General features: G+C 52.7%; 13 protein-coding genes. 3 read left to right on the top strand and 10 right to left on the bottom strand.

Annotated elements, in window-relative coordinates:
• Window positions 1-237 precede the first annotated feature (237 nt).
• From ubiU to R9X49_RS13810, 3 genes are all read left to right on the top strand, one after another.
• Window positions 238-1,233 carry a ubiquinone anaerobic biosynthesis protein UbiU gene (ubiU, locus tag R9X49_RS13820; protein WP_039502133.1) on the top strand — a complete coding sequence of 332 codons (996 nt, stop codon included), beginning with the start codon at window positions 238-240 and terminating at the stop codon, window positions 1,231-1,233.
• Between the two features lie 11 nt (window positions 1,234-1,244).
• Window positions 1,245-2,123 (top strand): U32 family peptidase, encoded by an 879-nt coding sequence (locus tag R9X49_RS13815; RefSeq protein WP_319848948.1) that lies wholly within the window; start codon window positions 1,245-1,247, stop codon window positions 2,121-2,123.
• A gap of 165 nt (window positions 2,124-2,288) precedes the next feature.
• The gene (locus R9X49_RS13810; protein WP_319848947.1) at window positions 2,289-3,296 is read left to right on the top strand and encodes a luciferase-like monooxygenase; all 1,008 of its coding nucleotides are present in this window, start codon (window positions 2,289-2,291) and stop codon (window positions 3,294-3,296) included.
• A 110-nt stretch (window positions 3,297-3,406) separates the two neighbouring features.
• Here the strand turns inward: R9X49_RS13810 and R9X49_RS13805 are convergent, their stop codons facing one another.
• The 10 genes from R9X49_RS13805 to rimP form a co-directional block, all read right to left on the bottom strand.
• Entirely contained in the window at window positions 3,407-5,296 is a 1,890-nt protein-coding gene (locus R9X49_RS13805) for a DEAD/DEAH family ATP-dependent RNA helicase (protein ID WP_271876000.1), read from the bottom strand.
• Window positions 5,289-5,360 carry a protein YrbN gene (yrbN, locus tag R9X49_RS23175; protein WP_225088091.1) on the bottom strand — a complete coding sequence of 24 codons (72 nt, stop codon included), beginning with the start codon at window positions 5,358-5,360 and terminating at the stop codon, window positions 5,289-5,291. The genes R9X49_RS13805 and yrbN overlap by 8 nt, the downstream gene beginning before the upstream one ends.
• Window positions 5,361-5,470: 110 nt before the next feature.
• Window positions 5,471-6,355 (bottom strand): lipoprotein NlpI, encoded by an 885-nt coding sequence (gene nlpI / locus R9X49_RS13800; RefSeq protein WP_319848946.1) that lies wholly within the window; start codon window positions 6,353-6,355, stop codon window positions 5,471-5,473.
• Window positions 6,356-6,495: 140 nt separating this feature from the next.
• A complete protein-coding gene (gene pnp, locus R9X49_RS13795; RefSeq protein WP_319848945.1) occupies window positions 6,496-8,616 on the bottom strand; it encodes a polyribonucleotide nucleotidyltransferase in 2,121 nt (706 codons plus the stop codon).
• Between the two features lie 249 nt (window positions 8,617-8,865).
• Entirely contained in the window at window positions 8,866-9,135 is a 270-nt protein-coding gene (gene rpsO, locus R9X49_RS13790) for a 30S ribosomal protein S15 (RefSeq protein WP_010279698.1), read from the bottom strand.
• Window positions 9,136-9,257: 122 nt separating this feature from the next.
• A complete protein-coding gene (gene truB / locus R9X49_RS13785) occupies window positions 9,258-10,202 on the bottom strand; it encodes a tRNA pseudouridine(55) synthase TruB (protein ID WP_319848944.1) in 945 nt (314 codons plus the stop codon).
• Window positions 10,202-10,600: a 30S ribosome-binding factor RbfA gene (rbfA, locus tag R9X49_RS13780; protein WP_039491232.1), complete on the bottom strand. Its 399-nt coding sequence runs from the start codon at window positions 10,598-10,600 to the stop codon at window positions 10,202-10,204. Before rbfA ends, truB begins: the two co-directional genes overlap by 1 nt.
• Window positions 10,601-10,674: 74 nt before the next feature.
• Entirely contained in the window at window positions 10,675-13,374 is a 2,700-nt protein-coding gene (gene infB / locus R9X49_RS13775; RefSeq protein ID WP_319848943.1) for a translation initiation factor IF-2, read from the bottom strand.
• Window positions 13,375-13,399: 25 nt separating this feature from the next.
• Window positions 13,400-14,929 (bottom strand): transcription termination factor NusA, encoded by a 1,530-nt coding sequence (nusA, locus tag R9X49_RS13770; protein ID WP_319848941.1) that lies wholly within the window; start codon window positions 14,927-14,929, stop codon window positions 13,400-13,402.
• Window positions 14,930-14,950: 21 nt separating this feature from the next.
• Window positions 14,951-15,403, bottom strand: coding sequence for a ribosome maturation factor RimP (rimP, locus tag R9X49_RS13765; RefSeq protein WP_319848940.1), 453 nt, complete (start codon window positions 15,401-15,403; stop codon window positions 14,951-14,953).
• Window positions 15,404-15,497: the final 94 nt, after the last annotated feature.

The raw sequence follows: 15,497 nt of genomic DNA, 5'->3' as shown, positions 1-15,497 counted from the left end.
GATTAGCACCATAAACTGCCTTAAATCAAAGTCCTTATCTGATGGGTTAATTAAGATTCCCAATCGTTAACAACATTCATCGACTGATAAAAAATCGTCGTAAACGATTTTCAGCATCGCTCGCGACAGCCCGCAGGGGTGGCGGCAGAACGCCGTCATCAACAGCGATCGTCAGTCTGAACATCATTGATCGTACCGAGCAGCTACGGCCCCGAAGGGATTAATGAAGGATTGTGTATGGAACTGCTTTGCCCCGCCGGTAACCTGCCGGCACTGAAAGCTGCCATCGATAATGGCGCAGATGCGGTCTATATCGGCCTGAAGGACGACACCAACGCACGTCATTTTGCCGGGCTGAATTTCACCGATAAGAAACTACAGGAAGCGCGCGAATACGTGCACCGCCACCGGCGTAAGCTGCATATCGCCATCAATACGTTTGCTCATCCGGACGGCTATCAGCGCTGGCAGCGAGCCGTGGATATGGCAGCACAAATCGGAGCCGACGTACTGATCCTCGCCGATCTCGCCATGCTGGAGTATGCCGCCGAGCGCTATCCCCACATCGAGCGTCATGTGTCGGTTCAGGCTTCCGCGACAAACACCGAAGCAATCCGTTTTTATCATCGTCATTTTGATGTCTCACGTATTGTGCTGCCACGCGTGCTATCCATCCATCAGGTGAAGCAAATCGCCCGCACCAGCCCGGTACCGCTCGAAGTGTTCGCCTTCGGTAGCCTGTGCATCATGGCAGAAGGCCGCTGCTATCTCTCTTCTTATCTGACCGGTGAATCACCGAATACCGTGGGTGCTTGCTCGCCAGCGCGATTTGTACGCTGGCAGCAGACGGAAAACGGTATGGAATCGCGCCTGAACAATATTCTGATCGACCGCTATCAGGACGATGAAAACGCCGGTTATCCCACACTGTGTAAAGGCCGCTATTTAGTCGATGGGCAGCGCTACCATGCGCTGGAAGAGCCAACCAGCCTGAACACGCTGGAGCTGCTGCCTGAGTTGATGGCCGCCAATATTGCCTCCGTGAAGATAGAAGGTCGCCAGCGCAGCCCAGCCTACGTCAGCCAGATCACACAGGTGTGGCGACAGGCTATCGATCGTTGCCGTGCCAATCCTGAGACATTCGTTCCCACTCAGGCTTGGATGGACGCGTTGGGTGCTGTGGCTGAAGGCACGCAGACCACGCTCGGCGCTTATCACCGTAAATGGCAGTAGCGGGAGAACACATGAAATACGCATTAGGGAATATCCTCTACTATTGGCCGAAAGAGGATGTCGAGGCGTTTTATCAGGCCGCGGTGAACAGCAGCGCCGATATCATTTATCTCGGCGAAACGGTGTGCAGCAAGCGCCGTCTGATGAAGGTGGCGGACTGGTTCAACGTGGCCCGTGAAATCGCCAGCAGCGGCAAGCAGGTGGTGATCTCGACGCTCGCGCTCTTGCAGGCTCCGTCTGAACTCACGGAACTGAAGCGCTATGTGGAAAACGGTGAGTTCTTGCTGGAAGCAAACGATCTGGGTGCAGTTAACATCGCCGCTGAACGCCATTTGCCGTTTGTCGCCGGACACGCGCTCAATTGCTACAACGCTTACACCCTGCGAGTCCTGCACAAACAAGGCATGGTGCGCTGGTGCATGCCGGTCGAGCTTTCCCGTGACTGGCTGCAAAACCTGCTGAATCAGTGTGACGAGCTTGGCTTTCGCCATCAGTTTGAAGTGGAAGTACTCAGCTACGGCCATTTGCCGCTAGCCTATTCCGCCCGCTGCTTCACCGCGCGTTCAGAAGATCGGCCAAAAGACGAATGTGAAACCTGCTGCCTTAGCTACCCACAGGGCAGAAAAATGCTGTCGCAGGAGAACCAGCAAGTCTTTGTCCTGAATGGCATCCAGACGCAAAGCGGCTATTGCTACAACCTCGGCAACGAGCTGACATCTATGCGAGATCTGGTCGATATTGTCCGGCTGTCGCCAAACGATATCGGCACGCTAGCGATGCTGGATAAATTCCGCGCCAACGAACAAGGCTCGGCACCGCTAGCCCTGGAAAATCAGGCCGATTGTAACGGCTACTGGCGCCGCGTAGCCGGCCTTGAACTCGTTCAGTAACTCACTTCCTATCAGGGCGGCCAGCCGCCCTTTCCTTCCTAAGCGCACCTTTGAACTACGTATAACCGTGACATTCCCGCATACTGCTCTGACTTTCACCATTGACTGACGGCATTAGCATCCACCGAATGGGTGGAGTCAGTGAACAACAAAGTGAGCCATATTATGTCCACACCTTCTCAATCCACTGTGTTTTCCGTCCTCGATCTTGCGCCTATTCCGCAAGGTGCGACAGCGCGTGACGCCTTCCATCGCTCGCTGGATCTGGCGCAACATACAGAAAAATGGGGCTATCACCGCTATTGGCTGGCTGAACACCACAGCATGACCGGTATCGCCAGCGCAGCAACATCCGTGCTGCTCGGCTACCTTGCCTCGGGAACGGAACGCATCCGTCTCGGCTCTGGCGGCGTGATGCTGCCAAACCACTCACCGCTCGTCATCGCCGAGCAGTTCGGTACGCTGGAGTCGCTGTATCCCGGCCGTATCGATTTGGGATTAGGCCGCGCCCCCGGCACCGACCAGCGCACCATGATGGCGCTGCGCCGTCACCTCAATGCCGATATTGAAGATTTCCCACGCGATGTGCAGGAACTGCAACGCTATTTCGCCGATGCGCAGCCGGGCCAGCCGGTACAAGCCGTTCCGGGGCAAGGTTTACACGTTCCTATCTGGCTATTGGGCTCAAGCCTGTACAGCGCTCAGCTGGCCGCAAGATTGGGATTGCCTTTTGCCTTCGCCGCCCATTTCGCCCCCGATATGTTGCTGGAAGCGTTCCGCCTCTATCGCGAACACTTTATCCCTTCAGCCACGCACGCCAAACCTTACGCGATGGTCTGCGTGAATGTCGTCGCGGCAGAGAGCGATCGGGATGCACGTTTCCTCTTTACCTCGATGCAGCAACAGTTTATCAACCTGCGCCGTGGCGCACCGGGCCCGCTGCCCGCTCCGGTAGAAAACATCGACACGGTCGGATCACCTGCTGAGCAGTTTGGCGCGGATCAAGCATTACGACTGTCGATTGTTGGCGATCGCACCAAGGTACGGCATGGATTACAGAGCCTTTTGCGAGAAACACAGGCGGATGAAGTGATGATCAATGGCCAAATATTTGACCATCAGGCGCGTCTGCAATCGTTTGAGATCGCGATGGATGTACGGCAAACGCTGTAGCACACGTTGATAGATTTGTTTTAGCCAAAAAAAACGACCCTGAACGGGTCGTTTTGCATTGAAGCCGATGTTGTTACAACAGCCTGTATTGAAACAAGCTGAAGTGAAGCTTACGCGTCAGCAGGACGACGACGTGGAGCGCGTGAAGCACCATCACGGTTATCACGGTTGAAAGAACGCTCGCGACGCTCACCACCGTTACCTTCACGACGTTCACCACCGCCGAAAGAGCGACGCGGCGCTGCGCCATCACGGCGTTCGCCACCAGGACGGCCACCGCCACGACGTTCATGCGGCTGAGCATCACCCAGCAATTGCATGTTCATCGGCTTGTTCAGAATACGCGTGCGGGTAAAGTGTGATAACAGGTCGCCCGGCATACCTTTCGGCAGTTCAATCGTCGAGTGAGACGCGAACAGCTTGATGTTACCGATATAGCGGCTGCTGATATCACCTTCGTTAGCAATCGCGCCAACGATGTGACGAACTTCAACACCATCATCACGACCCACTTCGATGCGATACAGCTCCATCTCACCTGCATCACGACGCTCACGACGTTGCGGACGATCACCGTCACGGCTGTCACGAGAATCGCGCGGATCGCGGCGACGATCGCCACGTGAATCACTACGGGAATCATCACGATCGCGGAATTCGCGACGAGGACGGAACACAGGATCCGGTGGCAGAATCAGAGGACGTTCGCCCTGTGCCATTTTCAGCAGCGCAGCAGCCAGCGTTTCGATATCCAGCTCTTCCTGCGGTTGCAGCTTCGTCAGCAGCGCGCGGTACATATCCAGATCGCTGCTTTCCAGCTGCTGCTGTACTTTAGCGGCAAACTTGGCCAGACGGCGTTGACCCAGCAATTCAGCATTTGGCAATTCCACTTCAGGAATAGTCAGCTTCATTGTGCGCTCAACGTTGCGCAGCAGGCGACGCTCACGGTTTTCAACAAACAGCAGAGCACGGCCCGCACGACCCGCACGACCAGTACGGCCAATACGGTGAACGTAAGACTCGGCATCCATCGGGATATCGTAGTTGACTACCAGGCTGATACGCTCAACGTCCAGACCACGCGCCGCAACGTCGGTCGCGATCAGGATATCAAGACGGCCATCTTTCAGACGCTCCAGCGTTTGCTCACGCAGCGCCTGGTTCATGTCACCGTTCAGCGCAGCACTGTTGTAACCGCTACGTTCCAGGGCTTCAGCCACTTCCAGCGTCGCATTCTTGGTACGAACGAAAATAATCGCCGCATCAAAATCCTCCGCCTCCAGGAAGCGTACCAGCGCTTCATTTTTACGCATACCCTGCACCGTCCAGTAGCTCTGGCTGATGTCTGGACGCGTGGTAATGCTGGATTGAATGCGAACTTCCTGCGGATCTTTCATGAAGCGGCGCGTAATGCGGCGAATCGCTTCTGGCATGGTCGCAGAGAACAGCGCAGTCTGATGTTCAGCAGGGATCTGCGCCATGATGTTTTCAACATCTTCGATGAAGCCCATACGCAGCATTTCATCAGCTTCGTCCAGTACCAGACCACTCAGGTTGGACAGATCCAGCGTACCGCGTTTCAGGTGATCCAGCAGACGACCCGGCGTACCCACGACAATCTGCGCACCCTGACGCAGCGCGCGCAGTTGCACGTCATAGCGTTGGCCGCCGTACAGTGCGACGACGTTCACGCCGTGCATATGTTTGGAGAAATCATTGCAGGCCTCTGCTACCTGCACCGCCAGCTCACGGGTCGGTGCCAGCACCAAAATTTGTGGTGCTTTAAGTTCAGGTTTCAGGTTGTTCAGTAATGGCAGAGAGAACGCTGCTGTTTTACCGCTACCGGTCTGTGCCATACCCAGCACATCGCGACCGTTCAGCAGGTGAGGAATACATTCCGCCTGAATCGGAGACGGTTTTTCATAGCCCAAATCAGTCAGGGCATTAAGGATAGAGGTGTTCAACCCCAAATCGGCAAAAGAAGTTACTAAATCAGTCATGTACACGTGCCTCATTACACATGGCGGCCAGTCTACATAACTCGTCGTGAAAATTTTCAGTCATTTTCATTGAAAAGTGTGAACCGGCTCAAATTGGATTAAAAAGCGAACAAAAAAGCCCTCACCCGTGAAGGTGATAACCGAAGTTTTTCAGGCTGATTACGTGTTCGTCAGCTATTGCTGGTCCGATCCTGATAGGTCGTCTTGCTCTTGGCCTAATAGCGCCAATTCCAACAATGCATAGCGGTGCTCAACAAAGTTATGGACGTTGTTGGCAACCGTCAGCTTGAACAGCGCCAAGGCGGTGTTCTTGTCCCCCAGACTTAGGTAGTGCTTACCTAAATAGAAGTCAGTTTCACTGAGATGCTCAGCGAGCGAAGTGTTATCCGTAGCTTCTTCCTGTAAACGCTGCATCAGTGTTTTTTCACTGATACCGCCCAGGTAGAATTCGACAATATTCCATCCCCAAGGCCCTTTCTTGGCGTCGTCATAGCGTTTTTTCAACGCAATTTTGGCCGTCTCTGGATTGATTTCTCGCTCCACAAGATACAGCCACAACGAACGGAAAGGATCATTCGGATCGTCTCGATAAAACGCCAGCAGATCATCCTGCGCTAACAGGTAGCGGCCGCCGTAATACAAAGCGATGCCCCGGTTTAAACGCGCGTAATTGTAAGTTGGATCAAGCTCTAGTACAGAATCAAACGCTTCATAGGCAGCATCAAAATTGCCTGCCTGCGTTAAATAGATACCCAAATAGTTAAAAACTTCTGGAATATCAGGGCGGATCGTCAGCGCTTGTGAAAAATCATTCCGCGCCAATGCCCGTAACCCGAGACTATCATACAGCACTCCGCGCTCATATAATAGCTGTGCTCGCTCATCATCGGTTAATGCCCGGCTTGCAAGGATTTGTTCCATGCGTGCCAGGATCACTTCCTGCTGTAAAGTAGGCTGTAACGGAATCGCCAATACTGCGTCTTTACGCCAATCCGTGTTGCTGCATCCTGCCAGCATGAGTGCTGTTGCAACATAACACCAGCGCAAGAAAGGCTTCATTTCCCACTCCCGAAGACAAACATTGGATGAACATCCTGTCCCGGACCGCTCAACGCAAGGACATCCATACCCTTACGATACACGTGGCACCTTGCCATGATAATCAGACAAGGTGCCATAAGACCGTTTTCTAACAGTCGTTATTCCTCAGAAGACGGGGTTGCCGCTTCCTGAGTTTGCGCAGTTGCTTCTTTGATGCTTAAGCGCACGCGGCCCTGACGATCAACTTCCAGAACCTTGACCGGTACTTCCTGACCCATTTGCAGGTAGTCAGTCACTTTCTCTACGCGCTTGTCGGCGATCTGAGAAATATGCACCAGACCTTCTTTGCCGCCGCCGATGGCGACGAAAGCACCAAAGTCAACGATGCGGGTAACTTTACCCTGATACACGCGGCCAACTTCGATTTCGGCAGTGATCTCTTCAATACGACGAATCGCGTGTTTCGCTTTTTCGCCGTCGGTTGAAGCGATCTTCACAGTACCATCGTCTTCGATTTCAATCGTGGTGCCGGTTTCTTCCGTCAGCGCACGAATCACAGAACCACCTTTACCGATGACATCTTTGATCTTATCGGTGCTGATTTTGATGGTGTGAATACGTGGTGCGAATTCAGAGATATCGCCACGCGGCGTGCTGATTGCCTGTTCCATCACGCCCAGAATGTGCAAACGTGCACCTTTGGCCTGATTCAAAGCAACCTGCATGATCTCACGGGTAATCCCTTCGATCTTGATATCCATCTGCAGTGCGGTGATACCTTCACGGCTACCGGCCACTTTGAAGTCCATATCGCCCAGGTGGTCTTCGTCACCCAGAATGTCAGACAGAACAACAAAGTTGTCGCCTTCTTTCACCAGACCCATCGCGATACCCGCAACGGCTGATTTGATCGGCACGCCCGCATCCATCAGTGCCAGAGAAGCACCGCAGACAGACGCCATGGAGGAAGAACCGTTGGATTCCGTGATTTCAGACACCACACGTACGGTGTACGGGAACTCGCTCGCCTTCGGCATAACGGCCAATACGCCACGCTTAGCCAGACGACCGTGACCGATTTCACGACGCTTAGGTGAACCAACCATACCGGTTTCACCAACAGAGTACGGAGGGAAGTTATAGTGCAGCAGGAAGCGATCGGTACGTTCACCGGTCAGCTCGTCGATAGTCTGCGCATCACGCTCGGTACCCAGCGTAGCAGTAACCAACGCCTGTGTTTCACCACGGGTGAACAGCGCAGAACCGTGGGTACGCGGCAGTACGCCAGTACGCACATCCAGACCACGAATCATGTCTTTTTCACGGCCATCGATACGCGGTTCGCCAGCCAGTACGCGGCTACGCACTACGTTTTTCTCGACGTTGCCCAGGATTTCCTGGATCTCACCCGCGTTCAGCGTGTCATCTTCTGCCAGCAGAGCGGCTTCAACGTCAGCTTTGATGACGTCAACTTGTGCATAACGCTCTTGTTTTTCAGTGATGCGGTAAGCGTCACCCAAACGAGCTTCAGACAGAGCCTGTACACGCTGTTCTAAAGAAACATTGACTTCTGGCGCGTGCCATTCCCACTTCGGTTTGCCTGCTTCAGCAACCAGTGCGTTGATGTTTTCGATCACAACCTGTTGTTGATCGTGACCAAATACCACTGCGCCCAGCATCTGATCTTCGCTCAGCAGATCGGCTTCGGACTCCACCATCAGAACCGCGCCTTCTGTACCTGCAACCACCAGATCCAGGCGGCTTTCTTTCAGCTCATCCGTCGTTGGGTTCAGGACATACTGGTCATTCAGGTAACCAACGCGCGCAGCACCGATAGGGCCGCTGAACGGGATACCGGACAGGCTCAGCGCCGCAGAGGCACCAATCATGGCAACGATGTCAGGGTTAACCTGTGGGTTAACAGAAACCACGGTCGCAATTACCTGAACTTCATTCAGGAAACCTTCTGGGAACAGAGGACGAATCGGGCGGTCGATCAGACGAGAAATCAGCGTTTCGCCTTCGCTTGGACGACCTTCACGGCGGAAAAAACCACCCGGGAAACGTCCAGCAGCGTAGGTACGCTCCTGATAGTTAACCGTTAATGGGAAGAAACTCTGGCCGGGTTTGGCGTTTTTCGCGCCGACAACGGTAACGAATACCGCGGTGTCATCCATGCTTACCATCACAGCGGCGGTAGCCTGGCGTGCCATCATACCGGTCTCTAACGTAACGGTATGCTGACCATATTGAAACTTACGAACGATCGGATTCAGCAAAATAATATCCTTAGCTGGGGCGCGCTACACGTATTCAAGATAAACGCGCCGGTGAACTCCCGATCTTTACACTACATCCTCACGACTAATGACAACCCTTATCTTGCTCATGCAGATAAAGCCTCTCATTAGCCGCGCGAACCTCTGTAATGAAAGATCATATTAACAACAATACACTACTCTGTTTTGCTAACGCTTCCTAGAAGAAAGGGGCCAAAAGAGGCCCCTTCCCACTGAAACTCAGAAGACTTAGCGACGCAGACCCAGACGCTCGATCAGACTGGTGTAACGTGCTACATCTTTACGCTTCAGGTAGTCCAGCAGCTTACGACGCTGAGAAACCATACGCAGCAGACCACGACGGCTGTGGTGATCTTTTTTGTGCTCAGAAAAGTGGCCTTGCAGATGGTTGATCTGCGCAGTCAGCAAAGCAACCTGAACTTCAGTAGAACCACTATCGTTAGTGCCACGACCGAAGTCTGCTACGATTTTAGCTTTAGCTTCAACACTTAGAGACATTGTAATACTCCAAACATTATAGATAAAAAAACAGGCGCCGATCTCTAATTCAGCCACCCAATAGTCAAGCCGCGCTATTCTACCCTCAGCGTTCTGCGATAGCAAGGCAGCAACAGGCGGGTTTACTCCGGAAACTCAACAACCAGACGCCGCGGCGCAACGCGGCCATCGCTGTCGATCTCACCCATACCGATGAACTTGTGCGCGTCGCCTTCGGTAATTCTCACCATGCCGTTCAGCGGCGCATTCGCGGCCTGAACAGGCTGTCCCAGTTTCAAATAACCAGCAACAACGGGTGTCAAATTCACTTCAGGAAAATCAATGACTGGGCTTTCCATCGGCATGAGAAGCGGATCGAGACTCAGTGAAGGCGAGAGTTCTTGCGCCTGAGCCTGCTCGACCAACGCAGCTAACTGCTCCAGCGTCACCATTCTTTCGATAGGATACGTGGCCACCTGCAAACGCCGCAGGTAAATCACATGCGCGCCACAGCCCAGCTTTTCGCCCAAATCGTCAATAATGGTTCGGATGTATGTCCCTTTCGAACAGTGGATCTCCAGCTCCAGCTCATCGCCTTCCCAGCGAATGAACTGCAGTTCGTACACGGTAATTTCACGCGCTTCACGCGGAACCGTCAGCCCCTGGCGGGCATATTCATACAGCTTACGCCCTTGGTATTTCAGCGCAGAGTACATCGATGGCACTTGCTGCGTGGTACCACGAAAGCCTTCCAGCGCCTGCTCCAGTTCCGTAGCAGAAAAACCAATCGCACGTTCTTCAATCACGTTACCGTCGGCATCAGAGGTGTCGGTTCGTTGCCCAAGGCGGGCAATAACACGGTAGCGTTTATCAGAATCCAACAGGTATTGGGAAAATTTCGTCGCTTCCCCAAGGCAAATCGGCAACATACCGGTGGCTAATGGATCCAACGCCCCCGTATGGCCCGCTCTATTGGCGTTAAAAATCCGTTTTACCTTCTGCAAAACATCATTAGACGACACGCCCTGCGGCTTATCTAATAGCAATACGCCGTGTATATCACGGCCGCGGCGACGAGGACGACTCATTAATCCTCCTGATCTTCGCCCGTAACAGAACGACGTTCCGTATCGTTTCTGACCACATTGGTCACTAAATTGGACATTCTCATCCCTTCAACCAACGAGTTGTCGTAGGAAAATGTGAGTGCCGGGACAACACGCAGGCGCATGGCTTTACCAACCAGAGTACGAATAAAACCAGACGCATCCTGCAGTGCTTTAATTGCCGTTTGGACTTGCTCTGGTTCGTTATCATTCAGGAAGGTCACAAAAACCTTGGCATACGCCAGATCGCGAGACACTTCTACACCGGATACGGTCGCCATGCCGATACGCGGATCTTTCACTTCACGCTGAATGATAATGGCGATTTCTTTTTGCATTTCCTGCGCAACGCGCTGGGTGCGGCTGAATTCTTTTGCCATGATAAATTCTCCAGTAAAAATCGGGGGGCACTAGGCCCCCCTTATGAATCACTTACGTCGTCGCTGAAAACGGATTACGCGATCGTACGTTTGATCTCAATCGTTTCAAAGACTTCGATCATATCGCCAGGGCGAACGTCGTTGTAGTTCTTCACGCCGATACCACATTCCATGCCGTTACGGACTTCGTTAACGTCATCTTTGAAGCGGCGCAGAGATTCCAGCTCACCTTCATAGATCACCACGTTGTCACGCAGTACACGGATCTTGTTGTGACGCTTAACGATACCTTCAGTCACCATACAACCGGCGATAGCGCCAAATTTCGGTGATTTAAAGACATCACGTACTTCGGCCAGACCGATGATCTCTTGCTTGTATTCAGGCGCCAACATACCGCTCATCGCCTGTTTCACTTCGTCGATCAGATCATAGATGACGGAGTAATAACGCAGATCCAGGCTTTCCGCTTCAACTACGCGGCGAGCTGATGCGTCTGCACGCACGTTAAAGCCAAGGATAATCGCATTCGATGCCGCTGCCAGCGTGGCGTCCGTTTCTGTGATACCGCCCACACCGGAACCGACAATCTTCACTTTCACTTCATCAGTAGACAGTTTCTGCAGTGAATCGGAAATCGCTTCGCAAGAACCCTGAACGTCAGATTTCAGCACGATGTTCAGTTCAGAAACTTCACCTTCCGTCATGTTGGCAAACATGTTTTCCAGTTTAGACTTCTGCTGACGAGCCAGTTTAACTTCACGGAATTTACCCTGACGATACAAGGCCACTTCGCGCGCTTTCTTCTCATCACGAACCACTGTCGCTTCGTCACCTGCGGCAGGTACACCGGACAGACCGAGAATCTCTACAGGAATAGAAGGACCCGCGGACGTAATTTCACGACCTAATTCATCACGCATCGCACGGACACGGCCATATTCGAAGCCGCACAGAACGATATCGCCTTTATTCAGCGTACCTTCACGTACCAGTACGGTTGCAACCGGGCCACGACCTTTATCCAGGAAGGATTCGATCACAACGCCGTTCGCCATGCCGCTACGGACCGCTTTCAGTTCCAGAACTTCGGCCTGCAACAGAATCGCATCCAGCAGTTCGTCGATGCCGGTACCAGCTTTAGCGGATACGTGGACAAACTGAGATTCGCCGCCCCACTCTTCCGGCATGATGCCGTACTGAGACAGTTCAGTTTTCACACGATCCGGATCAGAGTCAGGCTTATCGATTTTGTTGACTGCAACAACAACCGGAACCTGAGCCGCTTTCGCATGCTGGATAGCTTCGATGGTCTGAGGCATCACGCCATCATCTGCTGCGACAACCAGTACCACGATATCTGTTGCCTGAGCACCACGAGCACGCATTGCGGTAAACGCGGCGTGTCCCGGTGTATCCAGGAACGTAATCATACCGTTGTCAGTTTCAACGTGGTAAGCACCAATGTGCTGGGTAATGCCACCCGCTTCACCCGCTGCGACCTTGGTTGAACGAATATAGTCAAGCAGTGAGGTTTTACCGTGGTCAACGTGGCCCATGATGGTCACGACTGGCGCACGGGATTCCGCTGCAACACCCGTATCACGGTCGCTCATTACCGCTTCTTCCAGCTCGTTCTCACGACGCAGGATAACTTTATGGCCCATCTCTTCGGCAACAAGTTGCGCCGTTTCCTGGTCGATAACCTGGTTGATCGTTGCCATCGCGCCCAGTTTCATCATCACTTTGATGACCTGAGAGCCTTTCACTGCCATTTTGTTAGCCAGTTCAGCAACGGTAACGGTTTCACCGATTACAACATCACGGTTAACGGCCTGAGCAGGCTTATTGAAGCTCTGCTGCAGGGAGCTTGGCTTACGTTTACCTTTACCACCACGGGTAACCGCACGCGCTTCTTCGCGGTCAGCCTTAGACTCAGACTGGCGATTGCCTTTCTTCTGCTTGGTCACTTTGCCAGCACGGCTGCGGCTGCGGCGTTCGCCTTCAACCTGACGGTCATTTTCATCTTCCGCTTCACGGGCATGATGAGACGTCGTCACATGATAATCGGCAGACTCTTCAGGTTTAGCGCTTTCCGCTTCCCAACGTCCGGCATTCTCTTCGGCCATACGACGGGCTTCTTCAGCAATGCGACGGGCTTCTTCTTCAACTTTCAGACGTGCCGCTTCTTCCGCTTTACGCTTAAGTTCGGCAGCTTCAGCTTCGCGCTTCGCTTTCTCGGCCTGAGCCGGCTTGGTCATATTTTCGTTTTGTTGGTTCGTCACTTTTTCTTTTTCCGCTACATCACGCTTAGCTTTTTCAGCGGCTTCACGTTTGGCTTGCTCGTCGGCAGCACGTTTCGCTTTCTCAGCAGCTTCGCGCAGTTCGGCCTCGCGTTTAGCCTGCTCTTCAGCGGCACGTTGTGCCTGTTCTTCCGCTTCACGCCGTGCCTGCTCTTCCTCTTCCGCCTGTTGGGCATCAATCGGATCGCGTTTTACATAAGTGCGTGTCTTGCGGACTTCGATCTGCACCGACTTACTTTTACCGCCAGTGCTAGGGACATTTAACGTGCTGCGCGTTTTACGTTGCAGCGTCAGTTTACCCTGCGCATTACCGCGATCGCGGTTTAGGTGCGCCAATAATGTTTCTTTTTCATGCTGGGTCACAGAGTCCGATGCAGACTTGGTCATTCCCGCATCAGCAAACTGCTGTATCAGGCGGTCAACCGGAGTTTGAATCTCTGCGGCCAGCGATTTTACGGTTACATCTGTCATGCTGTTCCTTTCCTGCTACAGTTCGTTATTCGTTGTCGTCGCCAAACCAACAGATATTACGTGCGGCCATAATCAATTCGCCCGCTTGCTCATCATTGAGCTCTTCAATATCTGTCAGGTCGTCAACGCCCTGTTCAGCAAGATCTTCCAGCGTACAAACACCGATCGCAGCAAGCTTGAACGCCAACTCACGCGACAGCCCAGGCAAGCTAAGCAAGTCTTCAGCAGGTTGACCGTCACCAAGGCTTTCTTCATGCGCCAGTGCCAGCGTTGTTAATGCGGCTTTAGCACGCTCACGCAATGCTTCAACGGTTTCTTCATCAAGGCCTTCGATAGCCAGCAATTCCTTGATTGGCACGTAGGCCAGTTCTTCAAGTGAGGAGAAACCTTCTTCAACCAGCACGGTGGCAAACTCGTCATCAATATCAAGGTGCTTGGTAAAGACGTCGATTGCAGCATGTGCTTCAGCCTGATGCTTGGCCTGAAGATCTTCCACTGTCATCACGTTCAGTTCCCAACGGTCGTCTGAACGATGCTGTTTCAGCAGTTGAGAAGCCAAACGTACGTTTTGCCCGTTACGACCAATCGCCTGAGCCAGGTTGCTCGACTCAACGGCGATATCCATCGTGCAGGTATCTTCATCAACCACGATCGATACGACATCGGCAGGCGCCATGGCATTGATCACAAACTGTGCAGGGTTGTCATCCCACAGAATGATGTCAATACGCTCGCCGCCCAGTTCACTGGAAACAGCCTGCACGCGTGCGCCACGCATACCAACACAAGCACCGACAGGATCGATACGCTTGTCATTCGTCTTCACTGCAATTTTCGCACGTGAACCCGGATCGCGGGCCGCAGCCTTAATCTCGATAACTTCTTCACCGATTTCTGGCACTTCAATGCGGAAGAGTTCAACCAGCATTTCCGGACGGGAACGGCTGACAAACAGTTGAGCACCGCGAGCTTCAGGACGAACAGAATACAGTACGCCACGAATACGGTCGCCAGGGCGGAAATTCTCACGAGGCAGCATATCTTCGCGGCCGATTACCGCTTCTGCGCTGGTGTTAGAGCCATCGATTGGTCTGACTTCAAGCGAAATATTATCACGGTTCACCTTCTTCACGACACCGGTGATAATCTCGCCTTCTTGCTCACGGAACTGATCAACAACCATCGCACGTTCAGCTTCACGAACTTTCTGCACGATAACCTGTTTTGCCGTTTGCGTCGTAATACGGTCAAAGGTTACAGATTCGATCTGATCTTCAACGTAACCGCCAACATCAAGGGCAGGATCTTCGAACTGCGCGGCTTCAAGCGTGATTTCGCGCGTTGGCTGAGTGACTTCATTCACCACTAACCAACGACGGAAGGTATCAAAATCGCCCGTTTTGCGATCGATACTGACGCGAACATCAATTTCCTGCTCGTATTTTTTCTTGGTCGCTGTCGCCAGTGCGGTTTCCAGCGCTTCAAAAATCTTCTCGCGCGGGACGGCTTTCTCATTGGAAACTGCTTCAACAACAGCCAGAATCTCTTTGTTCATCCTAGTTGCCTCATCCAAACTTTAAAAGTGGGGTACAAGATTCGCTTTCTGGATGTTGCTCAGCGCGAATACTTCATCTTTGCCTTCCACTGTTATGGTGATCATTTCGCCGTCAACAGCTTTGATTACACCCAACCATTTACGGCGATTCTGGACTGCCATACGCAGCACCACTGCCACCTCTTCACCGATGAAACGCAGATAGTGTTCTGCCGTGAATAAGGGACGCTCAAGCCCTGGAGACGAAACTTCCAGGTTATAGGCGACAGTGATTGGATCTTCGACGTCCAATACCGCACTGACCTGGTGGCTGACATCAGCACAATCATCAACAGTGATGCCATCTTCACTATCAATATAGATACGCAGTGTCGATTGGCGACTGCGGATGAACTCAATCCCAACTAATTCGTAGCCTAATGCGGCCACGGGTGCTGAAATCATCTCTGTTAATTTTTGCTCTAATGTGGACAAGCCCACCCCCAAGACATAAAAAAAGGGCCTAATAGCCCAGTTGTTTGTTGCCAAATAACAAAAAACCCCGAAAAATCGGGGCTTTATGCAACTG

Source organism: Pectobacterium carotovorum (assembly GCF_033898505.1).
GTDB classification, from domain to species: domain Bacteria; phylum Pseudomonadota; class Gammaproteobacteria; order Enterobacterales; family Enterobacteriaceae; genus Pectobacterium; species Pectobacterium carotovorum_J.
Note: the sequence above shows the minus strand (reverse complement) of the source record. Positions and strands in the feature narration are given on the sequence as shown.